The organism is Limimaricola hongkongensis DSM 17492 (genome assembly GCF_000600975.2).
GTDB lineage: Bacteria > Pseudomonadota > Alphaproteobacteria > Rhodobacterales > Rhodobacteraceae > Limimaricola > Limimaricola hongkongensis.
In genome coordinates, this window is record NZ_KK088650.1 from 522,530 (window position 1) to 546,459 (window position 23,930).

The 23,930-nt window shown below is 68.8% G+C and carries 24 protein-coding genes; 12 read left to right on the plus strand and 12 right to left on the minus strand.

Features of this window, described 5'->3' with window-relative positions; translation table 11 throughout:
• Positions 1-26 precede the first annotated feature (26 nt).
• Both ileS and LOKHON_RS07150 read left to right on the plus strand, forming a co-directional pair.
• Positions 27-2,948, plus strand: coding sequence for an isoleucine--tRNA ligase (gene ileS / locus LOKHON_RS07145; RefSeq protein ID WP_017928932.1), 2,922 nt, complete (start codon positions 27-29; stop codon positions 2,946-2,948).
• A 118-nt stretch (positions 2,949-3,066) separates the two neighbouring features.
• The gene (locus LOKHON_RS07150; RefSeq protein ID WP_017928933.1) at positions 3,067-3,903 is read left to right on the plus strand and encodes an EamA family transporter; all 837 of its coding nucleotides are present in this window, start codon (positions 3,067-3,069) and stop codon (positions 3,901-3,903) included.
• Here the strand turns inward: LOKHON_RS07150 and LOKHON_RS07155 are convergent.
• The 4 genes from LOKHON_RS07155 to fsa form a co-directional block, all read right to left on the minus strand.
• On the minus strand, positions 3,900-4,595 hold the full coding sequence (locus LOKHON_RS07155; protein ID WP_017928934.1) for a CDP-alcohol phosphatidyltransferase family protein: 696 nt from the start codon (positions 4,593-4,595) through the stop codon (positions 3,900-3,902). The genes LOKHON_RS07150 and LOKHON_RS07155 overlap by 4 nt on opposite strands.
• Before the next feature lie 65 nt (positions 4,596-4,660).
• Positions 4,661-5,575 (minus strand): tyrosine recombinase XerC, encoded by a 915-nt coding sequence (locus tag LOKHON_RS07160; protein WP_017928935.1) that lies wholly within the window; start codon positions 5,573-5,575, stop codon positions 4,661-4,663.
• Positions 5,572-6,279, minus strand: coding sequence for a DUF484 family protein (locus tag LOKHON_RS07165; protein ID WP_017928936.1), 708 nt, complete (start codon positions 6,277-6,279; stop codon positions 5,572-5,574). The genes LOKHON_RS07160 and LOKHON_RS07165 overlap by 4 nt, the downstream gene beginning before the upstream one ends.
• Positions 6,280-6,410: 131 nt before the next feature.
• Positions 6,411-7,064 (minus strand): fructose-6-phosphate aldolase, encoded by a 654-nt coding sequence (fsa, locus tag LOKHON_RS07170; protein ID WP_017928937.1) that lies wholly within the window; start codon positions 7,062-7,064, stop codon positions 6,411-6,413.
• Positions 7,065-7,346: 282 nt separating this feature from the next.
• Between fsa and LOKHON_RS07175 the strand changes: the two genes are divergently transcribed.
• From LOKHON_RS07175 to LOKHON_RS07200, 6 genes are all read left to right on the plus strand, one after another.
• Positions 7,347-9,539, plus strand: coding sequence for a primosomal protein N' (locus tag LOKHON_RS07175; RefSeq protein WP_017928938.1), 2,193 nt, complete (start codon positions 7,347-7,349; stop codon positions 9,537-9,539).
• Positions 9,540-9,651: 112 nt separating this feature from the next.
• Complete coding sequence (locus tag LOKHON_RS07180; RefSeq protein WP_110549248.1) at positions 9,652-10,080, plus strand: cupin domain-containing protein; 429 nt, start codon at positions 9,652-9,654, stop codon at positions 10,078-10,080.
• Positions 10,081-10,124: 44 nt separating this feature from the next.
• The gene (locus LOKHON_RS07185) at positions 10,125-11,363 is read left to right on the plus strand and encodes an MFS transporter (RefSeq protein ID WP_026147531.1); all 1,239 of its coding nucleotides are present in this window, start codon (positions 10,125-10,127) and stop codon (positions 11,361-11,363) included.
• A 56-nt stretch (positions 11,364-11,419) separates the two neighbouring features.
• A complete protein-coding gene (gene msrA / locus LOKHON_RS07190; protein WP_017928941.1) occupies positions 11,420-12,070 on the plus strand; it encodes a peptide-methionine (S)-S-oxide reductase MsrA in 651 nt (216 codons plus the stop codon).
• A 99-nt stretch (positions 12,071-12,169) separates the two neighbouring features.
• Entirely contained in the window at positions 12,170-13,042 is an 873-nt protein-coding gene (locus LOKHON_RS07195) for a 50S ribosomal protein L11 methyltransferase (RefSeq protein ID WP_017928942.1), read from the plus strand.
• Between the two features lie 130 nt (positions 13,043-13,172).
• A complete protein-coding gene (locus tag LOKHON_RS07200; protein ID WP_017928943.1) occupies positions 13,173-13,526 on the plus strand; it encodes a hypothetical protein in 354 nt (117 codons plus the stop codon).
• A 21-nt stretch (positions 13,527-13,547) separates the two neighbouring features.
• On the opposite strand, the gene LOKHON_RS07205 is transcribed toward LOKHON_RS07200, so the two are convergent.
• Positions 13,548-14,567, minus strand: coding sequence for a ribose-phosphate pyrophosphokinase (locus tag LOKHON_RS07205; protein ID WP_017928944.1), 1,020 nt, complete (start codon positions 14,565-14,567; stop codon positions 13,548-13,550).
• Positions 14,568-14,693: 126 nt separating this feature from the next.
• Here LOKHON_RS07205 and LOKHON_RS07210 point away from each other — a divergent pair, with 126 nt between their 5' ends.
• On the plus strand, positions 14,694-15,293 hold the full coding sequence (locus tag LOKHON_RS07210; RefSeq protein ID WP_017928945.1) for a 2-hydroxychromene-2-carboxylate isomerase: 600 nt from the start codon (positions 14,694-14,696) through the stop codon (positions 15,291-15,293).
• Positions 15,294-15,321: 28 nt separating this feature from the next.
• On the opposite strand, the gene LOKHON_RS07215 is transcribed toward LOKHON_RS07210, so the two are convergent.
• The 6 genes from LOKHON_RS07215 to LOKHON_RS07240 all read right to left on the minus strand — a co-directional run bounded on the left by LOKHON_RS07215 (position 15,322) and on the right by LOKHON_RS07240 (position 19,971).
• Entirely contained in the window at positions 15,322-16,368 is a 1,047-nt protein-coding gene (locus LOKHON_RS07215; RefSeq protein WP_017928946.1) for a threonine aldolase family protein, read from the minus strand.
• Positions 16,368-16,808 carry a YcgN family cysteine cluster protein gene (locus LOKHON_RS07220; protein ID WP_017928947.1) on the minus strand — a complete coding sequence of 147 codons (441 nt, stop codon included), beginning with the start codon at positions 16,806-16,808 and terminating at the stop codon, positions 16,368-16,370. The genes LOKHON_RS07215 and LOKHON_RS07220 overlap by 1 nt, the downstream gene beginning before the upstream one ends.
• Positions 16,801-17,739, minus strand: a complete 939-nt coding sequence (locus LOKHON_RS07225; protein ID WP_017928948.1) for a bifunctional riboflavin kinase/FAD synthetase — start codon at positions 17,737-17,739, stop codon at positions 16,801-16,803. The genes LOKHON_RS07220 and LOKHON_RS07225 overlap by 8 nt, the downstream gene beginning before the upstream one ends.
• Before the next feature lie 56 nt (positions 17,740-17,795).
• A complete protein-coding gene (locus LOKHON_RS07230) occupies positions 17,796-18,674 on the minus strand; it encodes a TIGR01459 family HAD-type hydrolase (protein WP_017928949.1) in 879 nt (292 codons plus the stop codon).
• A gap of 4 nt (positions 18,675-18,678) precedes the next feature.
• Entirely contained in the window at positions 18,679-19,596 is a 918-nt protein-coding gene (locus LOKHON_RS07235) for a manganese-dependent inorganic pyrophosphatase (RefSeq protein ID WP_017928950.1), read from the minus strand.
• Positions 19,597-19,719: 123 nt separating this feature from the next.
• Positions 19,720-19,971 (minus strand): hypothetical protein, encoded by a 252-nt coding sequence (locus LOKHON_RS07240; protein ID WP_017928951.1) that lies wholly within the window; start codon positions 19,969-19,971, stop codon positions 19,720-19,722.
• Positions 19,972-20,569: 598 nt separating this feature from the next.
• On the opposite strand from LOKHON_RS07240, the gene groES reads away from it, so the two are divergent.
• From groES to LOKHON_RS07255, 3 genes are all read left to right on the plus strand, one after another.
• On the plus strand, positions 20,570-20,857 hold the full coding sequence (gene groES / locus LOKHON_RS07245) for a co-chaperone GroES (RefSeq protein WP_017928952.1): 288 nt from the start codon (positions 20,570-20,572) through the stop codon (positions 20,855-20,857).
• A 48-nt stretch (positions 20,858-20,905) separates the two neighbouring features.
• Entirely contained in the window at positions 20,906-22,561 is a 1,656-nt protein-coding gene (groL, locus tag LOKHON_RS07250) for a chaperonin GroEL (protein WP_017928953.1), read from the plus strand.
• A 138-nt stretch (positions 22,562-22,699) separates the two neighbouring features.
• Complete coding sequence (locus tag LOKHON_RS07255) at positions 22,700-23,446, plus strand: sulfite exporter TauE/SafE family protein (protein ID WP_017928954.1); 747 nt, start codon at positions 22,700-22,702, stop codon at positions 23,444-23,446.
• On the opposite strand, the gene LOKHON_RS07260 is transcribed toward LOKHON_RS07255, so the two are convergent.
• Positions 23,443-23,889 (minus strand): NUDIX domain-containing protein, encoded by a 447-nt coding sequence (locus tag LOKHON_RS07260; protein ID WP_017928955.1) that lies wholly within the window; start codon positions 23,887-23,889, stop codon positions 23,443-23,445. The two genes, LOKHON_RS07255 and LOKHON_RS07260, sit on opposite strands and share 4 nt — an antisense overlap.
• Positions 23,890-23,930 lie beyond the last annotated feature (41 nt).

Below are 23,930 nucleotides of genomic sequence, written 5' to 3' on the forward strand. Positions count from 1 at the left end.
CCGGACTTCGACAGGACCGAACAGCGATGTGCGCCGATACGCCCGACACCCCGACCGACACCCCCGACTACAAGGACACCCTGAACCTGCCGCGCACGGAGTTTCCGATGCGCGCGGGCCTGCCCAAGCGCGAGCCGGGCTGGCTTGCGCGCTGGGAGGAGATCGGGGTCTATGACCGGCTGCGCGAGAAGGCGGAGGGGCGTCGTCCCTTCACGCTGCATGACGGCCCGCCCTATGCCAACGGCAACCTGCATATCGGTCACGCGCTCAACAAGATCCTCAAGGACATGGTGGTCCGCTCCCAGCAGATGATGGGCCGCGACGCGCGCTACATCCCCGGCTGGGACTGCCACGGCCTGCCGATCGAGTGGAAGATCGAGGAGCAGTACCGGGCCAAGGGGCTCGACAAGGACAAGGTCGACGTCGTCGATTTCCGGCAGGAATGCCGCAAGTTCGCCGATGGCTGGGTCGGCGTGCAGCGCGACGAGTTCAAGCGGCTCGGCGTCACCGGCAAGTGGGAGAAGCCCTATCTGACGATGGATTTCCACGCCGAGCGGGTGATCGCCGAGGAATTTCAGAAGTTCCTGATGAACGGCGTGCTGTACCAGGGCTCCAAGCCCGTGATGTGGTCGCCGATCGAAAAGACCGCGCTGGCCGAGGCCGAGGTCGAGTACCATGACAAGGAAAGCTTCACGATCTGGGTGCGCTTTTCGGTTCTGGGCTCTGACGACCCGCTCCTGCAGGGCGCGGATGTCGTGATCTGGACCACCACGCCATGGACCATCCCGTCCAACAAGGGCGTGGTCTATCACCCCGACATCTCCTACGGCGTCTACGAGATCACCGGCGCGCCCGAGGACAACTGGGTCAAGACCGGCGACAAGCTCCTGTTGGCCGACAAGCTGGCCGAGGGCTGCCTCGCGAAGGCCCGCGTCGATGGCTGGGAGCGGATCGGCGACGCGCCGTCGCTCGACGGGCTGTCGGTCGCGCATCCCTTTGCGGGCATCGAAGGCGGCGAGGGCGAGTGGGACCAGCCGCGCGACTTCCGCGCCGCGCCCTTCGTCACCGACGAGGACGGCACCGGCTTCGTGCATTGCGCGCCCAGCCACGGCATGGACGAGTTCGAGCTCTACCGCGACGCGGGGATGCTGTCGGAGGTGATCACCTACAACGTCGAGGAGGACGGTGCCTTCCGCGCCGACCTGCCGCTGTTCGGCGGCAAGCGCATCCTCAAGCCGAACGGCAAGGAGGGCGATGCCAACACGGCCGTCATCGACGCGCTGGCACAGGCGGGCAAGCTCTTCGCGCGCGGCAAGATCAAGCACTCCTACCCGCATAGCTGGCGCTCCAAGGCGCCGCTGATCTTCCGCAACACGCCGCAATGGTTCGCCGCGATCGACCGCGCCGTCGGTGACGGGCAGGACCAGTACGGCGAGACGATCCGTGACCGCGCGCTGACCTCGATCGACGAGCTGGTGACATGGACGCCGAAATCGGCGCGCAACCGGCTTTACTCGATGATCGAGCAGCGCCCCGACTGGGTGCTGTCGCGCCAGCGCGCCTGGGGTGTGCCGCTGACCTGCTTCGTCAAGAAGGGGGCCAAGCCCACCGATCCCGATTTCCTGCTGCGCGACGAAACCGTCAATGCCCGCATCCTCGAAGCCTTCGAGGCCGAAGGTGCCGATGCGTGGTACAAGGATGGCGCGAAGGCGCGCTTCCTCGGCGATGCCGTGAACCCGGACGACTACGTGCAGGTGTTCGACATCCTCGACGTGTGGTTCGACAGCGGCTCCACCCATGCCTTCGTGCTGCGCGACCGCGAGGACGGCTCCGAGGACGGGCTGGCCGATCTCTATCTCGAAGGCACCGACCAGCATCGCGGCTGGTTCCATTCCTCGATGCTGCAATCTTGTGGCACCAAGGGCCGCGCGCCCTATCGGGGCGTGCTGACGCATGGCTTCACGCTCGACGAAAAGGGCATGAAGATGTCCAAGTCCTTGGGCAACACCGTCAGCCCGGCGGATGTCACCAAGCAGTACGGCGCCGATATCCTGCGGCTGTGGGTGGCGCAGTCGGATTACACCGGCGACCTGCGCATCGGGCCGGAGATCCTCAAGGGCGTGGCCGATGGCTATCGCCGCCTGCGCAACACCATGCGTTTCATGCTGGGCTCGCTTTCGGACTTCTCCGAGGCCGACCGCGTGGAGCCCGCGGAGATGCCCGAGCTGGAGCGCTGGGTGCTGCACCGCCTGGCCGAACTCGACCAGACCGTGCGCGAAGGCTACGACGCCTATGATTTCCAGGGCGTGTTCCGGGCGGTGTTCGATTTCGCGACGGTGGAGCTGTCGGCCTTCTATTTCGACATCCGCAAGGACGCGCTCTATTGCGACGGCGACACGGCGCGCCGCCGCGCCGCGCGCACCGTGCTCGACCTGCTGTACCAGCGCCTGACGACCTGGCTGGCGCCGATCCTCGTCTTCACGATGGAAGAGGTCTGGCTGGAACGGAATCCGGGCGATGACGCCTCGGTGCACCTGACCGACATGCCGCAGACGCCGCAGGATTGGCGCAACGACGATCTGGCCGCCAAGTGGGCCGCGATCCGCCGGGTGCGCCGCGTGGTGACGGCGGCGCTCGAAGTGGCGCGGCGCGACAAGGTGATCGGCGCCTCGCTCGAAGCGGCGCCGGTGGTGCATGTGCGTGACGCCGAGGCGCTGGCGGCGCTCAAGAGCGTGACCTTCGAGGATCTGTGCATCACCTCGGCGATCTACCTCACCGGCGATCCGTCGCCCGCCGAGGCGTTCCGCCTGCCCGAGGTCGAGGGCGTCGGCGTGGTGTTCGAACGCGCCGAGGGCGAGAAGTGCCAGCGCTGCTGGAAGATCCTGCCCGATGTCGGCCGCCACGCCCATCCGGGCGTCTGCGCGCGCTGCGCCGCGGCACTGGCGTGACGACCTTCCGGCGCCGCGCGGGCCGCGGCGCCGGATTTGCGTATTTGAAGAATGGTGAAGCAGGGCGCGCGCGCTGTTTCACCACGCGGCAAATACGCAGCCGCGGTGTTCGCCCGCGATGAGCCTGCCGGTCTTTCTCGCGGTGATGCTCGCGGCGCTGCTGCATGCGAGCTGGAACGCCATGATCAAGCTCGGCGCCTCCAAGGTGGCGGGCATGGTGATCCTGGCGCTGGTGCAGGGCGTCATGGGGCTCGCCGTGGCGCTGACGCGGCCCTTCCCGGAAGCCGAGGTCTGGCCCTGGGTTGCCGCCTCCGCCATCTGCCACGCGGTCTACAACACCTTTCTCGCCTTCGCCTACGAGCATGGCGACCTGAGCCGGGTCTACCCGATCGCGCGGGGTGCCGCGCCGATGGCTGTGCTGGTGGCGAGCGCGCTGTTTTTGTCGGACGCGATCGAGCCGATGTCGGTGGCGGGCGTGCTGGTGCTGGGCCTCGGCATCCTCGGGATGGCGCGCGGCGCGCTGGGCTCGGGCGAGAGCCGGCGGCTCATACCTTACGCGCTGGGTGCGGCGGCGGGGACGGCTGGCTACACGCTGGTCGATGGCTTGGGCGCGCGGGTCTCGGGCGATCCGATCGCCTATGTCGGCTGGCTCTTCGTGGCGCAGGCGCTGCTGTTTCCGCCCATGGCCTTCGCGATGCGCGGGCGCGGGCTGTTGCGCGTCTCCGCCCGCGTCTGGGGGCAGGGGGCGCTGGCGGCGGTCGCGTCCTACGGGGCCTATGCCATCGCGGTCTGGGCGATGACGCTGGCGCCGATCGCGCTGGTCAGCGCGCTGCGCGAGACCTCGATCCTGTTCGCGGTGCTGATCGGCTGGGCCGCCTTCGGCGACCGGATGGACCGCACCAAGGCGGTCTCGGCGGCGCTGATCGTGTCGGGCGTGGTGCTGACGCGGCTCTAGCCGTCCTTCCCATGAACCAGCTGCTGCGCCGCACCCGCGCAGATCAGGTAGGCCGAGGTCACCACGAGACCCCAATGCGCCCAGCTCGCCGGATCGAAATCGACCCACGCCGCCCAGCCCGCGAAGAAGGTCCAGGCCAGCGCCATCGGCAGCGACACCGCGCGCCAGCGCTTGGTGCGCACCGGGTGGATGAACTTGATCGGCAGGAACATCGCCACCGAAAGCACCACGACCAGCGCGAGGATGATCCAGAAATTGGGCGACAGCGCGAACAGCACCAGCACCAGCATGTTCCAGCAGCCGGGAAAGCCCTGGAACGAGTTGTCCTTGGTTTTCATCCGGCTGTCGGCGAAGTAGAGCGCGCTCGCGAAGGTGATGACGATGATCGCGACCCAGCCGGTCCAGCCCGGCAGCAGGTCCGATTCGAACAGCGCGAAGGCCGGGACGAAGACATAGGTGAGATAGTCGATGATCAGGTCGAGCAGCACCCCGTCGAAGATCGGCGCGTTGCGCTTCACGTCGTATTTGCGCGCCAGCGGCCCGTCGACACCATCCACGGCAAAGGCCACGACCAGCCAGAAGAACATCATGCTCCAGTCGTCCTGCACGGCCTCCAGCATGGCGAGCATGGCAAAGACCGCACCGGTGGCGGTGAAGAGGTGGACCCCGAGGGCCTTGTTCGCATCCGTCATGGATCTCCTCATGGCCGAAAGCCGGGCCGGGTGCAACGCGCCTGACGCGCATCGGATAGCGGGTGTCAGGCGCGGGGATGGGCCTTGTCGTAGATTTCCATCAGCCGCGCCGCGTCGACCGCGGTGTAGGTCTGGGTGGTCGAGAGAGAGGCGTGGCCCAGAAGCTCCTGGATCGCGCGCAGATCGCCGCCCGCGCTCAGAAGATGCGTGGCAAAGCTGTGGCGCATGGCGTGCGGCGTCGCGGTGGGCGGCAGGCCGAGCTGCATCCGCGCCGCCTCCATCGCCTTCTGGATCGGCCGCGGGCTCAGGGCGCCGCCGCGCACGCCGCGAAACAAAGGCAGCGCGGCATCCATCGGGTGCGGGCAGAGCTTCACATAGGCCGAGACCGCCTGCCGGGCCGCGGGCAGCACCGGCACCAGCCGTTCCTTGCCGCCCTTGCCGGTGATGCGCAGCGTGTCGGGCAGCGGCGCTTCGGCCCCGGTCAGCGACAGCGCCTCGGAGATGCGCAGCCCGCAGCCCCATAGCAGCGTCACCACCGCCACGTCGCGCGCCGCGACCCATGGTTCGGTCGATTGCAGTTCGACCGCCTCAAGCACCCGGTGCGCCGCCTCCTCGTCGAGCGGGCGCGGCAGCCGCGCCTTCATGCGCGGCGCGCGGGTCGACAGCACGGCGGTGGGTTCGAATCCCTCGCGCGCCGACAGCCAGCGGTAGAAGCTCTTCACCGCCGACAGCGCCCGGGCCAGGCTGCGCGCCGACAGGCCGCGGCCGCGCTCATGCGCCATCCACGATCGCATGTCCGACACCGTCACCCGCGCGATCGCCGCGAGACCCTGCGCTTCGGTGTGGTGGCGCTGCATGAAGGCGAGAAAGCCCAGCACGTCGGCCTGGTAGGCGGTCAGCGTGTTCTGCGCAGCCCCGCCCAGCGCCCGTTCGTGGTCGAGCCAGCGCCCCAGCGCATCGGTGAGCGCGGGCGAGATCACGACAGCCAGCGCCGCATCTGCCGCTCGAACACCCCGGCGAAGAATCCCATGAGATCGGTCGCCTGCGCGGGCGCGAAGCGCTCCGCGTCGGAGGCCCCCAGGAGCAGCATGCCGGGCAGGCGGCCCGGCCCGAAATCGAGCTTGAGACAGGCCTCCGACAGGATGTCGGGCGCGCGCGCGCCGTAAGGCCCGGCCTCCTGCGGCTCGACCGCGCGCAAGGACACCTGTCGCAGCGGCACGTTGCGTCCTTGGGTGACGTAATCGACGACGAATCCCGGCTCGGCCACCGACAGCACGTCGGACAGCCGCGCGATGGCGGGGTCGTCCTCGGGACTGGCGGTTTCGAGCACCAGCCGCACCACGTCGACGCGCAGCATGTCGGCCACCTCGCCCGACAGGTCCTGAAGGAAGGTCTCGAACCGGGTGGCATCCATCATCCGCAGCACGGCGCGGTGGATCTGGTTGGTCCCGGCGAGGTTTTCATAGGCCGCGGCGATCACCGAGCGGTGCGTGTCCTCGAGCCGGTCGAGCCGCGATTGCAGCCGCTCCATGGCGAGGCCACGCAAATCGACGACATTCGCGCCCTTGGCCTCGGCATCGGCGGCGACGAGGGCGCGCATGATTTCGGGGTCGTCGAGCAGACGGGCGGGATCGGCGAGAATGCGGTCGCGCAGCCCGTCATCGGGCAGGGTGTCGTCTGTCATCTGGGCGGGTCCGGGCTGTCGCATCCGGTCGATCATAGCAGCCGCCGGAGGGCGATGCGCCCCGATGTGGCAAGAATGCGGCGGGGCGCGGCCCGGAAGGCACAGCGCCCCGCCAGAGGTCGGTCAGGCGATCAGAGGATCTTCTGGCCGGTCTTTTCCCAATCCTTCAGGAAGCCTTCGAGGCCCTTGTCGGTCAGCACGTGGTTGGCCATCGCCTTGATGACCGAGGCCGGCGCGGTGGCGACGTCGGCGCCGATCTTGGCGCATTCGCTCATGTGGTTGGCCGAGCGGATCGAGGCGGCGAGGATGTTGGTCTCGAAGCCGTAATTGTCGTAGATCTGCCGGATGTCGGCGATCAGCTCGAGGCCATCGGTGTTGATGTCGTCGAGGCGGCCGATGAAGGGCGAGATGAAGGTCGCGCCCGCCTTGGCCGCCAGCAGCGCCTGGTTGGCCGAGAAGCACAGCGTGACGTTGACCATGCGGCCTTCGTCGGTGAGCGTCTTGCAGGCCTTGAGGCCGGCCCAGGTCAGCGGCACCTTGATGGCGATGTTCTCGGCGATCTTGGCCAGCTCGCGGCCTTCGGCGATCATGCCCTCGGCGTCGAGCGCCACGGTCTCGGCCGAGACGGGGCCGTCGACGATCGAGCAGATCTCCTTGGTCACTTCCTTGATGTCGCGACCCGACTTCATGATCAGAGACGGGTTGGTGGTGACGCCATCGATCATGCCCAGATCGTTGAGCTCGCGGATCTGGTCGATCTCGGCGGTGTCGACGAAGAATTTCATGGGGTCTCTCCCTGTCAGGTGGCGTGCGCCTTGCACGCCGCTTCGAAATCGGGCGCCCCCGCGCGGGGGCGGTTTCGGCCTTGGTCTAGCAAGTGACGCAGCGGCGTAACAGCGCTTTCCACATGGCGGGTCCGCGATCCCCGGCCCGCGCATCACCGCGGGCCCATGATGCCCGGCCTCGCGCGCCCGCGCCGCGAGGGGGCGCTCTCTTGAAGCGGGCGGGCGCGCGGCGCATGTTGGCGGCTCTGTCGCGCCCAAGGCCCCGAGGAGACCGCCCCGCCCATGACATCGCCCCGATTCGAGGAAGGCGCGTTGATCGGCGTGCTGACGACCCAGCCGCTGGACCGGGTGCTCGATTACCGCGCGCCCAAGGGCGGCTGCGCGCCGGGCGACCATGTCGAGGTGCCGTTCGGCCCGCGCAAGGTCACCGGCGTGGTCTGGGGGCCGGGGGCGGGGGATTACGACCCCGCCAAGGTCCGCGCCGCGATCCGCGTGCTCGACATCCCCGCGATGCGCCCGGCCATGCGCGAGTTCCTCGGCCGGGTGGCGGATTACACGCTGACGCCGATGCCCGCGATGCTGCGGCTGGCCACCCGCGCGCCCGGGCTCACCGATCCGCCGGGCATGCGCAAGATCTATCGGCGCGGCCATGGCCAGCCGGGGCGGATGACGCCCGCCCGGGCCCGCGTGCTTGACCTGCTCGAAGAACATGACGGGCTGGCCTTCATGCTGGGCGAACTGGCCGAGCTGGCGGGGGTCGGCTCGTCGGTGGTCAAGGGGCTCGTGGCCTCCGGCGCCGTGGCCGAGGAGGAGGCGCCGCGCGACGTGCCCTATCCGCCGCTCGACCCGGCCATGCCGGGTAAGGCGCTGACCGGCGATCAGGCGGCGGCGGCGGCGCGGCTGCGCGAGGGAATCGAGGCCGGGCGCTACGGCACGACGCTGCTGAAGGGGGTGACCGGTTCGGGCAAGACCGAAGTGTACCTGGAGGCGGTCGCCGCCTGTCTGGAACAGGGGCGGCAGGCGCTGGTGCTGTTGCCGGAAATCGCGCTGACGGCGGAGTTTCTCACCCGGGTCGAGGCCCGCTTCGGCGCGAAACCCGCCGAATGGCATTCCGGCGTCACCACCACCGAGCGGCGGCGCTGCTGGAAGATGGTGGCCGAGGGCGGCGCGCAGCTTGTGGTCGGGGCGCGTTCGGCGCTGTTTTTGCCCTTTGCGGATCTCGGGCTGATCGTCGTCGATGAAGAACACGACACCTCCTACAAGCAGGAGGACGGCGTGCTTTACAACGCGCGTGACATGGCGGTGCTGCGGGCCTCGCTGGAAAAGGCGCAGGTGGTGCTGGCCTCGGCCACCCCGAGCTTGGAAAGCTGGGTCAACGCGCGCCAGGGCAAATATGCCCGCGTCGATCTCGAAAGCCGGTTCGGCCCCGCCGTGATGCCCGAGATGCGCGCGATCGACATGCGCACCGAGGAGGTGCCCTCGGGCGCCTGGATTTCGCCCAGCCTCAAGGGCGCGGTGCGCGCGCGGCTGGAGCGCGGCGAGCAGTCCTTGCTGTTTCTCAACCGCCGTGGCTATGCGCCGCTGACCATCTGCCGCGCCTGCGGCCACCAGATCGGCTGCACGCATTGCGACGCGCGGATGGTCGAGCACAGGTTCCTCAAGCGGCTGATGTGCCACCAATGCGGTGAAACCGCGCCGATGCCCGAGACCTGCCCGAACTGCGAGGTGGCGGGCAAGCTCGCCGCCGTCGGGCCGGGGGTGGAGCGGATCACCGAAGAGGCGCAGGCGCTGTTCCCGGACGCCCGCGTGACGGTGCTGTCGTCGGACCTGTTCGGTTCGGCCCGCGCGCTGAAAGCGCGCATTCTCGAAATCGCCGAAGGGGCCGCCGACATCGTCGTCGGCACGCAGCTGGTCGCCAAGGGCCACAATTTCCCCAAGCTGACGCTGGTCGGCGTGATCGACAGCGATCTCGGGCTTCAGGGCTCGGATTTGCGCGCCGCCGAGCGGACGTTTCAATTGATGCGGCAGGTGGCGGGCCGGGCGGGCCGGGCCGAGGCGTCGGGCACGGCGCTGTTGCAGACCTTCCAGCCCGAGCATCCGGTGATCGGCGCGATCCTGTCGGGCGACGAGGAAGGCTTCTGGTCCGCCGAGGCCGCGGCGCGCCGCGCGGCGGGTGTGCCGCCCTTCGGCCGCATGGCCGGGATCGTCATCTCCTCGCCGGACATGCAGGCCGCCTTCGATCTGGGCAACCGGCTGGCGCGGCTCGACGCGCCGCTGCGCCGGATCGGCGCGCAGGTCTTCGGCCCTGCGCCCGCGCCGATCGCGCGGGTGCGTGGCCGTCACCGGGTGCGGCTTCTGGTCAAGGCCGATAAGGCCGCGCCTTTGCAGGCGGCGCTGGCCGAATGGACGGCGCAGCTGCGGTTGCCCGCGAATCTGCGGCTCGCCATCGACATCGATCCGCAGAGCTTTCTCTGACGGCTGCGCGGCGCGGCACGAAAACGACCCGCGCATGTCGGCGCCGGGCCCGACCGGGCGGGGCGATTCGGCCCAGCCTTGGCACAGGGGGATCGCGCAGCGGGAGCGGGCCATGGAGATGATGTGCGAGGCGACGGGCCGGAGCGGGGCGCCGCTGGCGCGGGGCTTTTCGGTGGATGCGGCGCGCCTGCCGCTCGAAGGCGAGGGTGATCCGGCCTTCGGCACGGTGCGCTGGCGCACGCTGGTGTCCGCCGACCGGACCCCGTCCGAGGCGCTGACGCTCGGGCTGGCGGAATTCGCGCCCTTCGGCACGCTGTCGCCGCACCGCCATGCCCTGGCCGAGTTCTATCTCGGCCTTGAGGGCACGGGCATCGTCACCATCGACCAAGAACCGCACCCGATCGGGCCTGGCATCGCCGTGTTCATCCCCGGCGAGGCCGAGCATGGCGTGGTGGCCGGGCCCGAGGGGCTGCGCTTTGCCTATGGTTTTGCGACCGCGCGCTTTGCCGAGGTGGAGTACAGATTTTCGCCCGCCGGGTGACGCGACGTCTCGCCAAGCGCGGGGCCATGGCCTAATGCTTGCGCATGACACGTAATCCGATGCCGCTTTCCGAGGCGCGCCACCTGCCGCTCTGGCGCAGGCCGGTGACGCTGCTGTTCTTGATGGCGATGGCCATGCCGGTGGCCTTCGCCACCTGGTCGGCGCTGTTGAACAACTTCGTCATCGAGGCGGCGGGTTTCGATGGCTCGGACATCGGCTGGCTGCACACGGTGCGCGAGATCCCCGGCTTTCTCGCCATCGGCGTGATCGCGATCCTGCTCTTCGTGCGCGAACAGGCGCTGGCACTGATCTCGCTCGGCCTGCTGGGCGTGGCGACGGCGCTCACGGCGCAGTTTCCCTCCATGGGCGGCATCCTGACGATCACCATGCTGTCGTCGATCGGCTTTCACTACTACGAGACGGTGAACCAGTCGCTGCAGCTTCAATGGCTGCCGAAGGACCGCGCGCCGCAGATGCTCGGCTGGCTGGTCTCGGCCGGGGCGGGGGCGACGCTGGTGGCCTATCTCGCCATCGTGCTGACATGGGAGGCCTTCGATCTCTCCTATCACTTCGTCTACATGCTCTCGGGCGGGTTCTGCGCCGCCGTCGCGCTGTGGTGCTGGCTGGCCTTTCCGGCGTTTCGCGAACCGCATCCGCAGACCAAGAGCTTCGTGTTGCGCCGCCGCTACTGGCTCTATTACGCGCTGCAGTTCATGTCCGGGGCGCGGCGGCAGATCTTCGTGGTCTTCGCGGGCTTCATGATGGTCGAGAAATTCGGCTACGACGTGCATGAGGTGACGGCGCTGTTCCTGATCACGCTTTTGACCAACATCTTTGCCGCGCCGCTTCTGGGCCGCGCCGTCGCCCGCTGGGGCGAGAGACGGGCGCTGGCGATCGAGTATCTCGGGCTGATCCTCGTCTTCCTGAGCTATGGCGGGCTTTACTGGTTCGGCTGGGGCGTGGCGGTGGCGGCCGCGCTTTACGTGATCGACAACATCTTCTTCGCGCTGGCGCTGGCGCTGAAGACCTATTTCCAGAAGATCGCCGATCCGGGCGACATCGCCCCCACCGCCGCCGTGGCCTTTACCATCAACCACATCGCCGCCGTGTTTTTGCCCGCGCTGCTGGGCTATCTGTGGCTGGCCGCGCCGGATGCGGTGTTCGTGCTGGCGGCGGGCATGGCGGGGCTGTCGCTGGTGCTGGCGCTGTTGATTCCGCGCCATCCCGCGCCCGGCCACGAGACCGTGTTCGCAGGGCGCGCGCTTCCGCTCGCCGCGGAGTAGCGTTCGGCGCCCGGCATGCCTATATGCCGGGAAAACGCCCCGAAAGGAGTCCCGAGATGTTCGGCCTGAGTTCCACCAAGACCGAGATGGTCACCCCCGAGAACGCGCTGCCGGGCCGCCCGCAGCCGATCCCGACCGCCGACACCCACAACGTGCTGGGCACCCGGCTCGACCCGACCCCGTCCGAAGGGCACGCGGTCGCGATGTTCGGGCTGGGCTGCTTCTGGGGCGCCGAGCGGATCTTCTGGCAACTACCGGGCGTGCACGCGACCATGGTGGGCTATGCGGGCGGCTACACGCCGAACCCGACCTACGAAGAGGTCTGCACCGGGCGCACCGGCCACAACGAGGTGGTGCGCGTGATCTACGACCCCGCGCAGACCAGCTATGACGAGCTGCTGCGCGTGTTCTGGGAAAACCACGACCCGACCCAGGGGATGCGGCAGGGCAATGATCGCGGCACCCAGTACCGTTCGGGGATCTACACCTTCGACGAAAGCCAGAAACGCGCCGCCGAGGCCGCGCGCGAAGCGTTCGCGGCGCGGCTGACCGGCGCGGGGTACGGCGCGATCACCACCGAGATCGTCGACGCGCCCGCCTTCTTCATGGCCGAGGATTACCACCAGCAATATCTCGACAAGAATCCGTCGGGCTATTGCGGCATCGGCGGCACCGGCGTGACCTGCCCGATCGGCGTCGGCGCCTGAACCACCGCCACGGCCACGTCATGACAGGGGGCGGCGATTGACCGCCCCCTTCGCTTGCGCCTATGCCGCCTGCGACACCCTTTCCCCGGAGAACCCGAGATGCCCGTCTTCACCGCCATCACCAAGCTCGACGACCAGCGCCGCGGCGAGGTGCTGTCCGAGGCGCTCGAAGAGCTCGACCCCGTGCCCTACGGCACCGGCGTGTTCGAGATCGAGGACGGTTCGGGGCTCTACGAGGTGACCGCCTATTTCGAGGAGATGCCCGACGCGGTCGCGCTCGATCTTCTGGCGGCGAGCCATGGGGCGGGAAGCTTCGTGGTCTCCGAGGTGCCCGACGAGGACTGGGTCGCCAAGGTGCGCCGCGAGCTGGCGCCGGTCGAGGCGGGGCGCTTCTTCGTCTATGGCAGCCATGACGCCGACCGCGTGCCCGCCGACCGGATCGGTCTTCTGATCGAGGCGGCGATGGCCTTCGGTACCGGCCATCACGGCACCACGCTGGGCTGTCTCAAGGCGCTCGACGCGCAGGCCGCGGCGGGCGCGGCCCCGGCGCGGGTGGCCGATATCGGCTGCGGCACCGCGGTGCTGGCGATGGCGGCGGCCAAGGTCTGGCCCGAGGCGCGGGTGATGGCGTCGGATATCGACGCGGTGGCGGTCGAGGTGGCCGAGGCCAATCTCGCGGCCAACGGCATGGCCGGGCAGGTGGAATGCCTCGAGGCGGCGGGCTTCGAGCACGAGGCGCTGGAGGCGGCGGCGCCCTTCGATCTCGTCTTCGCCAACATCCTCAAGGGGCCGCTTCTGGCGCTTGCCCCGGAAATGGCGGCCAAGGTGGCGCCGGGCGGGCGGGTGATCCTGTCGGGCATCCTCATCGAGCAGGCCGACGCGGTCGAGGCGGCCTATATCGAGCGGGGCTTCGTGCGCGCGGCCCGCGAGAACCACGGCGAATGGACCACGCTCGACCTGCAGCGCGGCTGAGCCGAAGCATGGCGAAGAGGTGGCCGCGCGCCACCTTTTCGCCGGAAAGCGGCGCGTCCGCCACAATTTGGTCACGATTCGGCAATAGTGCTGACACCGTAAGGTGGGGGCACCTTGCAGGGCCGTTTCCATGTCCAACGTGTCATACAGCGTCGACGCTCGTTCGTCGCACCGTTTCACGCCATTCCGTCAGCCGGATTCGCGCGCGGTGCGCGCCGCCCATGATCGCGATTGCGTGGTGCTCGCGCCGCTGCCGCGCGCGCGGGGCGCGGGGCTGATCCTGACGCTGCTGGCCCTGTTTCCGATCTTCGCGGCGCTGGGCGCCAAGAGTTTTCTTCTGGCGCGGCTCGACCCGGCGGCGCTGTCCGGGGTGCTTTCGGACGCCGAAGCGTCGGGCGCCATGGGCCGGGCGCTGGCCTGGCTGATGCAGCCCGATCCGGTCAGCGCGGCGCTGGCGCCGCTGCTGGCGGGGCTGCTCGGCTGAGCCGCCCCGCCACAGGCGGGTTCAGTCAGCCGCGTACATGCCTTCGTAGATCGGCGTCAGGGTCTCGTGCTCGAAGAGCGAGCTGACGCTGGTGCCGTTCCAGATGTTGAGGATCGCCTGCGCGAACATCGGCGCGGTCGGCACGATGCGGATGTTGGGGGCGTTCTTCACCGCCTCGGTCGGCTCGATCGAATCGGTGATCACCAGCGATTTCATCACCGATTTCTCGATCCGGCTCACCGCCGGGCCCGACAGCACGCCATGGGTGATGTAGCTGTGCACCTCGGTGGCGCCGGCCTCCATCAGCGTCTCGGCCGCCTTGCACAGCGTGCCGGCGGTGTCGCAGATGTCGTCGACGATGATGCAGGCCTTGCCCGACACGTCGCCGATCACCGTCATCTCGGCCACTTCGCCGGCCTTTTCGCGGCGCTTGTCGACGATGGCGAGCGGTGCGCCGATGCGCTTGGCCAGCTCACGCGCGCGCGCCACGCCGCCGACATCGGGCGACACCACCATCACCTCGTCGCGGCGGCCCTTGAAGTGATGCGCCACGTCGAGCGCGAAGATCGGCGCGGCGTAGAGGTTGTCGACGGGGATGTCGAAGAAGCCCTGGATCTGCGCCGCGTGCAGGTCCATCGTCAGCACCCGCTCGATCCCGGCCTCGGCGATCAGGTTGGCGACCAGCTTGGCCGAGATCGGCGTGCGCGCCTTGGCGCGGCGGTCCTGGCGGGCATAGCCGAAATAGGGGATCACGGCGGTGATCCGCGCCGCCGAGGAGCGCCGCAGCGCGTCGGCCATGATCAACAGCTCCATCAGGTTGTCATTGGCCGGGTTGGAGGTCGGCTGGATGATGAACATGTCCTCGCCGCGGACGTTCTCATAGACCTCGACGAAGATCTCCTGATCGTTGAATCGCTCGATCCGCGCATCGACGAGACCGACATTCATGCCCCGGTGCATCGACATGCGCCGCGCGACGGCGGTGGCGAGGGGCTGGTTGGCATTGCCGGCGATCAGCTTCGGCTCGTTCAGGGTGGGCATCAAGCGGCATCCTTGGCAGGCTTGGGCGGCCCCGGAGCGGGGCGGCGCTGGAGATTGACACCGCCTAGCACAGCCCTAGCATGACGCAAACCTGCCCGATGGGCTTGGTGACGAAGGAGGGCGCGCGTGCCGAAGATCGACTACTTTTTCGCGACGCTGTCGCCTTATGTCTACATCGCCGGAACCCGGCTGGAGGAGATCGCGGCCAAGCACGGCGCCGAGATTTCCTATCGGCCGATCGACGTGATGGCGCTGTTTCCGCGCACCGGCGGCCAATTGCCGCAGGACCGTCATCCGAGCCGGCTCGAATACCGCGCGCAGGAAATGCGGCGCCAGGCCAGGAAGGCGGGGCTGCCATTGGTGCTGCGCCCGGCCAACTGGCCGACCAACGCCGCGCCCTCCTCCTATGCCGTGATCAGCGCGCAGAAGGCGGGCGGCGGCGACATGGGGCGGCTGGTGCACGCGCTCGGGCGGTCCTGCTGGGCCGAGGAGCGCGACATCGCCCAGGAAGACGTGATCCGCGCCGCGCTCGAAGAGGCCGGGTTCGATCCCGATCTCGCCGAAAGCGGGCTGATGATGGCCGCCGACCAATACGCGCAGAACCTCGAGGAAGCGGTGCGGCGCGGCGTGTTCGGCGCGCCGTTCTACATCACCGATACCGATGAACGGTTCTGGGGGCAGGACCGGCTCGGCGATCTCGACCTGCACCTGTCGGGCCAGCTCTGAGGCCGACGCCTCGGGGCCCTACGGGGTCTCAGCCCAGCAGCGACAGGAAGCGATCGACGCCGTCTTCGTCCATGGACCAGTCGCAGACCATCCGCGCGGTGAGCCGTTCCTCGGGCGCGCCCTGCATCGGGTCGCCATCCATCACATGGTAATCCGCGCCCGCCTCCAGCAGCCGCCGGTGCACGGCGCGGGGCAGGGCGACGAAGACGAGATTGGCATCGGCGGGCCAGACGATCTCGGCCTCGGGATGCGCACGCAGCCCCGCAACGAGCCGGGCGCAGGCGGCGTTGGCGCGGGCGGCGAGATCGCGCCAGAGGTCTGCATCGAGATAGGCCTCCATCTGCGCCGACAAAAACCGGTGCTTGGAAAAGAGGTGCCCGCCGCGCTTGCGCCGATGCGCGAACTCGGCCGCCAGCGCCGGGTCGAAGAACACCGCCGCCTCGACGCCCATGCAGCCGTTCTTGGTGCCGCCGAAGGCCAGCGCGTCGACGCCCGCCTTCCACGTCATCTCCGCCGGGCTGCAGCCCAGCGCCACGAGCGCGTTGGCGAACCGCGCGCCGTCCATGTGCAGCTTCATGCCGCGCGCATGGGCGATCTCGGCCAGCGCGGCGATCTCGGGCGCGCCGTAGACCGCGCCGGTCTCGGTGGTCTGGGTGAGGGTCAGGGGGCCGAGCTGCGCGTTGTGAAAGCTGCGCGCCCCGTCGGGCAGCAGCGCGCGTTCCAAGGCCTCGGGCGTCATCCGCCCGTCTGGGGCGGCGACGAGCGACAGCTTGGCGCCGCCGGTGTAGAATTCCGGCGCGTTGGCCTCGTCATGTTCGACATGGGCGTGCTCGGAGCAGAACACCGCATCCCATGGCCGGGCCATGCAGCCGAGCATCAGCGCGTTGGCCGCGGTGCCGGTCGCGACGAGATGCACCTCGGCCTGCGGCGCCTCGAAGATCTCGCGGATGCGGCCCTGCACCCGCTCCATCGCCGCTTCGGCGCCATAGGCGCGCTGGTAGCCGTCACTGGCGCGCGCCACCGCCTCGATCACCGAAGGGTGCGCCGGGCCCGCATTGTCGGAGGCAAAATGCATCAGACCGGCTCCTCGATGATGTGGTCTTCCCAGTCGTCGTCATCGACCTGCGTCTCGGGCACGGTGCGCCCGGCCATCGACACGCCCGCGCGGTGCACCGCCTGCCAGTCGCCCGAGATCAGGTGATGCCAGTCGTAAAGCGGGCGGCCTTCGGCGCGCAGCCGGTAGGCGCAGGTCTCGGGCAGCCAGTACATCGTTTCGGCGATCTTCTCGGGCGTCAGCACGATGCATTCGGGCACGTATTTGTGCCGGGTTTCGTATTTGGTGCAGCGGCAGGTCGCGCCGTCGAGCAGGCGGCAGGCCACGCGCGTCAGCGCCACCTCGCCGGTGTCCTCGTCCTCGATCTTGTTGAGGCAGCATTTGCCGCAGCCGTCGCAGAGCGCCTCCCATTCGGTCTTGTCGAGGCTTTCGAGCGGCAGCTCCCAGAATTTCTCACGCATCGGCCAGCACCTTTCGGGCCCGGAGGCAGTCGGCATCCATCTGCGCGATCAGCGCGTCAAGCCCGTCGAACGTCTCTTCGCCGCGCAGGTATTCGACCAGCGCCACCGAGATCTCGGCATCGTAGAGATCGCCCTTGAAGTCGAAGATATAGGTTTCGCAATTGGGGTGGTTTTCGCCGAACATCGGCCGCACGCCGATCGAGGCGGCGCCGTCATAGCTGCCCGCATGGGGTCCGTCGAGCACGTCGATCTTCACGGCATAGACCCCGAATTTCGGCATGTGCAGCCCGTCGATGGCCATGTTGGCGGTGGGGTAGCCCAGCTCGCGGCCACGCTTTTCGCCATGCGCCACCACGCCTTCGAGCCGGTGCCAATGGCCCAGCATCCGGGCCGCGTCGCGCGGCCGGCCTTCGCTGAGCGCGGCGCGGATCGCGGTGGAGCTGACCTCGCCTTGGTCAAACGCGACGAGCGGCGCGATGGTGACGCCGAAGCCGTGCCGCTTGCCCAGATCGCGCAGCATCGCCGCGTCGCCCGCCCGGCCCTTGCCGAAGCGGAAATCGGCGCCGACGACGACATGGCGCAGCCCGAGCCCTTCGGCGATCACCTCGGCGGCGAAATCCTCGGGGCTGAGGGCTGCGAGGGCGGCGTCGAAGCGCAGCTCGTAGAGCCGGCCCACGCCGAGCTTTTCGAGCCGGTGGGCGCGGGCGGCGCGGTTCATGAGCCGGAAGGGCGGGGCGTCGGGGGCGAAATATTCGCGTGGATGCGGCTCGAAGGTCATCACGCCCAATGGCGCGCCGAGCCGCTCGGCCTCGGCGCGGGCGAGGTCGATGACGGACAGGTGCCCCAGATGCACGCCGTCGAAATTGCCGATCGCCGCGGCGGCGCCACGGTCGGTCGGCGCGAGGCCCGTGAAATCGCTGAGAATGCGCATGGCGCCTTGGGTAGCCGCGAGCCGGGGCGCGCGCAAGCGGGCGCGCGCCCGGACAATCAACGCAGGAAGCCGATGGAATAGGCCGGGGCCTGTCCTTCGTCCTTGAGATAGGCGTCGAGCTTGCCGGCATCGGGCTGGCCGCCCGGCGCGGTGGCGGTTTCACCGGCCGCGAGACCGCCGGTGATGAACAGGCAATCGAGATCTTCGCCCGCGGCCCCCGAGACATCCGTGTGCGGCCCGTCGCCGATGCAGATGATCCGGTCATCGGCGATGCCGGCGTCGATCTCGGCCAGCCTGCGTCGCGCGAGATCGTAGATCGGCGGGTGCGGCTTGCCGAAATAGAGGCTTGTCCCGCCCATCTCGGTATAGAGCTTGGCCAGCGCGCCCGCGCACCAGACCCGTTCCTCGCCGCGATCGACGACGATGTCGGGGTTGGCGCACAGGAGCTTCAGCCCGTTTTCGACCGCGCGCTCGAACTGCGGGCGGTAGAGCTCCGGGTCGGCATGCTCGTCCTCGGGGCCGCAGCAGACGATGCCCTCGGCGCGATCCAGATCGGTGCGCTCGATCGCGACCGGGTCCTTGATGATCTTCAAGGGCTCGAAGAAGGCCTCGTCGCGTTCGTCGCCGATGAACCAGACCTTGGAGCCCACCGCGCCGGTGAACATCGCGGCGCGGGCCGAATCGCCCGAGCTCGCCACGCTGTCATAGCAGTCGCGCGGCACGCCCAGCCCCTCGACTTGGCGCTCGACCGAGGCGCGGGGCCGGGGGCTGTTGGTGACGAGGATCACCTTGCCGCCCGCCGCCCGGAAGCCGCGCATCGCGGCGACGGCGTCTTCATAGGCCCGCACGCCGTTATGCATGCAGCCCCACAGATCCACGAAGGCGGCGTCGTAGCCGCCCATGATGTCGGCGAAGCGGTCGATGATCCTCGTCATCGGCTCAGACCTTCAGCACGGGGATGATCTGCTTCTTGCGGCTCATCACGCCGGGAAGCACGACCTGATCGCCCGAAACGGTGGCGTCGAAGCTCTTTTCGGCGATGCCCTTCACCGTGTCGTTGGGGATCAGCATCGTCGCCTCTTCGCGCAGGATGTCGACCACGAAGAGCAGCACCTCGTCGGCGCCGTCCTCGGCGGCGACCTTCGGCATCGCCTCCAGAAGCGCCGCCTTGCGCGACAGCACCTGCTCGGGCGAGGTGGTCTCCAGCACGCTCACGCGCAGCTTCTTGCCGTCGACGGTGGTTTCCTTGCTGTCCATGCGCAGGAGTTCCGCCTCGGAGAAGGCCGAGACGTCGGACTTGGCGGCGAACATCTCGGCCGCGTAATCCGACAGGTTCAGCCCCAGATCGGCGGCGAGCCGCTCGGCCAGCGCCTTGTCGGCGGGGGTGGTGGTGGGCGAGCGGAACTCCAGCGTGTCGCTGAGGATGCACGACAGCATCAGGCCCTTGATGCCCTCGGGCATCTCGGTCGCGACGTGGCCCATCAGCTCGTGCATGATGGTGGCGGTGCAGGCGACCGGCTTGATCGTGATGTCGATCGGACCCTTGGTCTCGAGCCCGCCGAACAGCTTGTGGTGGTCGATGATCGCGAGGATGTCGGCGCCGTTGATCGAGGCGGGCAGCTCGGCGGGGTTGTTGGTGTCGACGATCACGACCTTCTGGCCGGCATCGACATCCTCGATCACCTGCGGCAGCTCGAAGCCCCAGCGCTCGGCCACGAAGAGGGCCTCGGTGTTGGGCTGGCCCAGAAGCCGGGCCTCGGCCTGTTCGCCGCGCTGCTGGAGATACCAGGCCCAGATGAGCGGCGAGCCGGTGGAATCGGTGTCGGGCGCCTTGTGGCCGAAGACGAGCGTGGTCATGCGGATGATCCTTCGGGAAATGGGGTGTGTCGCGTCGCGCGCCTTATAGGCAGGGGCGCGGGGCTTGTCACCCGCCCGAAGCGGCGGCGGGAAGGGGCGGCGCGGTCGCGCGCCGCCCCCGTTTCACCGCGCGGGCTCCGTTCTCGGCCTGCGGTCCAGAAACGCCCGCAGGCGCGGCCAGACGCCCCCCATGCCGGTGCGGCGCGCGGGGGGATCGGCGCTTGCGACATGCCGGGCGGCAAGGCCGGTGCCCGGATGCGGCTGGCCCAGCTCGAGCCGGGCCGGGCCGCCCCGGCGCTGGCGCGGGCGGTCTTCCCACGGGGCGGGGGCATCGGGCTGGGCGCGGTGGTCGACGATGTAGAATGGCGGATGCATGTGATCTGTCCTTTATCATCCATGGGTTGAGTTTTCGGGCATGGAGAGACCACGCCCGGTCGAGAAAGCGGCCACGCGGCACAGGTCCGGTGGCGCGGGAGGCGCCGCCGGGGAGGGCCGGGTCTGGTCGCTGGCGGGCTCGCCCCTAGAGGGGAGAGGCGCGCGGGGGGTGGGCGATCGCCGCGCCGCCGCGTCGCGACGGGCGACGCTCAGCGGCGATCGGCCACGTGGATATGGGGGGTCACGGATCTGGCCCTGGAGCTTGGGAGACTGGCATGCGGAGGCGGGGGCTAGGCCGGCGCTCCGCGAGCAGGCGGTGGCGCGGCGTTCAGCCGTGAGAAAGATATCCTCGAGTCATAAGCCGCCCTCCCGATCCGGGGTTGTCCTTGCGGCATCTTGCACGAACACGGCCCCGTGAGAACCCCTTTTCTCGAAATTCTCCTGCGCGCGCGGAAGAGGTGACATTTCCGCGTTTCCGCCCGCTTGACAGCTCCGTGAGCCCTGCTTACCTCTCTCGTCGTTGGCACTCACCTGAGGGGAGTGCTAATGCCCCCGGCCGGGGGCATGAGAACACATATACTGCTGAGGAGCTGCAGAGATGGCATTCAAACCGCTTCACGACCGGGTCCTGGTGCGTCGCGTCGAGGGCGAGGAAAAGACCAAGGGCGGTCTGATCATCCCCGACAACGCCAAGGAAAAGCCGGCCGAAGGCGAAGTGATCGCCTGTGGCGAAGGCGCCCGCAAGGACAATGGCGAACTGATCGCGATGGCCGTCAAGGAAGGCGACCGCGTCCTGTTCGGCAAGTGGTCGGGCACCGAGGTCACCGTCAACGGCGAAGACCTGCTGATCATGAAGGAAGGCGACATTCTCGGCGTCATCGCCTGAGACCTCGCCTGACCTTTCCTCACTGAATTCAGATCAAGGAGCATTCACATGGCTTCCAAGGACGTCAAGTTCGACACCGATGCCCGCAACCGCATGCTCAAGGGCGTCAACACGCTCGCGAACGCGGTCAAGGTGACCCTCGGCCCCAAGGGCCGCAACGTGGTCATCGACAAATCCTTCGGTGCGCCCCGCATCACCAAGGACGGCGTCACCGTCGCCAAGGAAATCGAGCTGGAAGACAAGTTCGAGAACATGGGCGCGCAGATGGTGAAGGAAGTCGCTTCCCGCACCAACGACGAAGCGGGTGACGGCACCACCACCGCCACCGTTCTGGCCCAGGCCATCGTCAAGGACGGCCTGAAGTCGGTCGCCGCCGGCATGAACCCGATGGATCTCAAGCGCGGCATCGATCTCGCCACCGCCAAGGTCGTCGAGGCCATCAAGGCCGCCGCGCGTCCCGTCAACGACAGCGACGAAGTCGCGCAGGTCGGCACCATCTCCGCCAACGGCGAAGCCTCGATCGGTCGTCAGATCGCCGACGCGATGCAGAAGGTCGGCAACGAGGGTGTCATCACCGTCGAGGAGAACAAGGGCCTCGAGACCGAGACCGAAGTCGTCGAGGGCATGCAGTTCGACCGCGGCTACCTGTCGCCCTACTTCGCGACCAACCACGACAAGATGGTCGCCGAGCTCGAAGACTGCATGATCCTGCTGCACGAGAAGAAGCTGTCGTCGCTGCAGTCGATGGTGCCGCTCCTTGAGCAGGTCATCCAGAGCCAGAAGCCGCTCCTGATCATCGCCGAGGACGTCGAGGGCGAAGCCCTGGCCACGCTCGTCGTGAACAAGCTGCGTGGTGGCCTGAAGATCGCCGCCGTCAAGGCGCCGGGCTTCGGCGATCGCCGCAAGGCCATGCTGCAGGACATCGCGATCCTGACCGGCGGCCAGGTGATCTCGGAAGATCTCGGCATGAAGCTCGAGAACGTCACCATGGACATGCTGGGCACCGCCAAGAAGGTGACCATCACCAAGGACGCGACCACCATCGTCGACGGCGCCGGTGACAAGGCCGAGATCGAGGCGCGCGTCGCCCAGATCCGCACCCAGATCGAGGACACCTCCTCGGACTACGACAAGGAAAAGCTGCAGGAGCGCGTGGCCAAGCTCGCCGGTGGCGTCGCCGTCATCCGCGTCGGCGGCATGACCGAAGTCGAGGTGAAGGAGCGCAAGGACCGCGTCGATGACGCGCTCAACGCGACCCGCGCCGCGGTGCAGGAAGGCGTGATCGTCGGCGGCGGTGTCGCCCTCGTGCAGGCCGGCAAGTCGCTCGACGGCCTCGTCGGCGAGAACTCCGACCAGAACGCCGGCATTTCCATCGTGCGCCGCGCGCTCGAGGCGCCGCTGCGCCAGATCGCCGAGAACGCCGGCGTCGACGGCGCCGTGGTGGCCGGCAAGGTCCGCGAGTCGACCGACCTGACCTTCGGCTTCAACGCCCAGACCGAAGAATATGGCGACATGTTCAAGTTCGGCGTGATCGACCCGGCCAAGGTGACCCGCACCGCTCTCGAGGACGCGGCCTCGGTCGCCGGCCTGCTGATCACCACCGAAGCCATGATCGCCGACAAGCCCAAGAAGGACGACGGCGCTGGCGCCGGCGCCGACATGGGCGGCATGGGTGGCATGGGTGGCATGGGCGGCATGATGTAATCTGCCGCGATCCACACCGATCGCTACGGGAAAGGGGGCTCTTCGGAGCCCCCTTTTTCGTGTTCAGGTCGGGGCTTGCGCCGGGTCCATGCGCGCGGCATGTATCGGGCGGCCCCCGACGGGCCATCGGGAGGCCCCATGCTGTTCATCGTCACGCTCGCCGTCGCGGGCCTTCTCGCGGGCGCGCTCAACGCGGTGGCGGGGGGCGGCACCTTCCTGACATTTCCGGCGCTGGTCTGGCTCGGCGTGCCGCCGATCGCGGCGAACGCCACCTCCACCCTCGGCGCGCTGCCCGGCTATGCCAGCTCGGCCTGGGGCTACCGCGAGGATCTGCGCGCCGAAGGCACGCTGGGGCTGCGCGGGATCGTCGGCCTGGGCGCGCTTGGCGGGCTGATCGGGGCGGGGCTGTTGCTGATCACGCCGGGGGCGGTGTTCGACGGGCTGGTGCCGTGGCTGCTGCTCGTGGCCACCGCGCTGTTCGCGCTCGGCCCGCGCGTGCTCGCCTTCGTGCGGGCGCGCGGCTTCGGCCCGGCGGGGCCGGTGCTGTCGGGAGCGGCGGTGCTCGCCGTGTCGATCTATGGCGGCTATTTCAACGGCGGCCTCGGCATCCTGCTCTTGGCGATGCTGGGGCTGATCGGCTTCGTGAACCTGCATGGCATGAACGGCATCAAGGTGCTGCTCTCGGCGGTGCTCTCGCTGGTCTCTGCGGCGGCCTATGCGGCGGCGGGGCTGATCGAATGGGACGCGGCGCTGATCGTGGCGGTGGCGACGACGCTTGGCGGCTATCTCGGCGCGCGCGGCGCCAGGCGCATCCGCATGGACCATCTGCGCATCGGCATCACCGGGGTCGGTCTGGTGATGACCGCGCTGTTCTTCGTCCTCTAGGGCAGGATCGGCTCCAGCGGATCGTAGCCCGGCGCGTCCGCATCGCCCCACGCCACGGCGGCGAGGCTGTCCGGCTTGACCCGCAGCCCGGCCATTTCGGGCCGCGTGACCCAGCGGCGATGGCTGACGATGCCCTCGGGGTCGACCCAGGGACCATCCGGGTCGCCCGACAGGATTTCGCAGCGGAAATAGAGATCGACCTGATGAAAGCCGCGCCGCGCATGGTGGAATTCGTTGACGAGACAGGGCGCACCGACCGCGATCTCCAGACCGCATTCCTCGCGCAGCTCGCGCGCGAGGTTGTCGGGCAGCGCGGCATGCGGCTCCACCCCGCCGCCGGGGGCGCACCACAGATCGTCGCGGCCCTTGTAGGCGTTGACGAGAAGCAGGCGGTCGTCGCGCATCAGGATGGCGCGCACGGCAAGGCGGACGGGGGCGGTCATGGCGCAACCATGGCCGGGGCCGGGCGCACACGCAAGCGTGG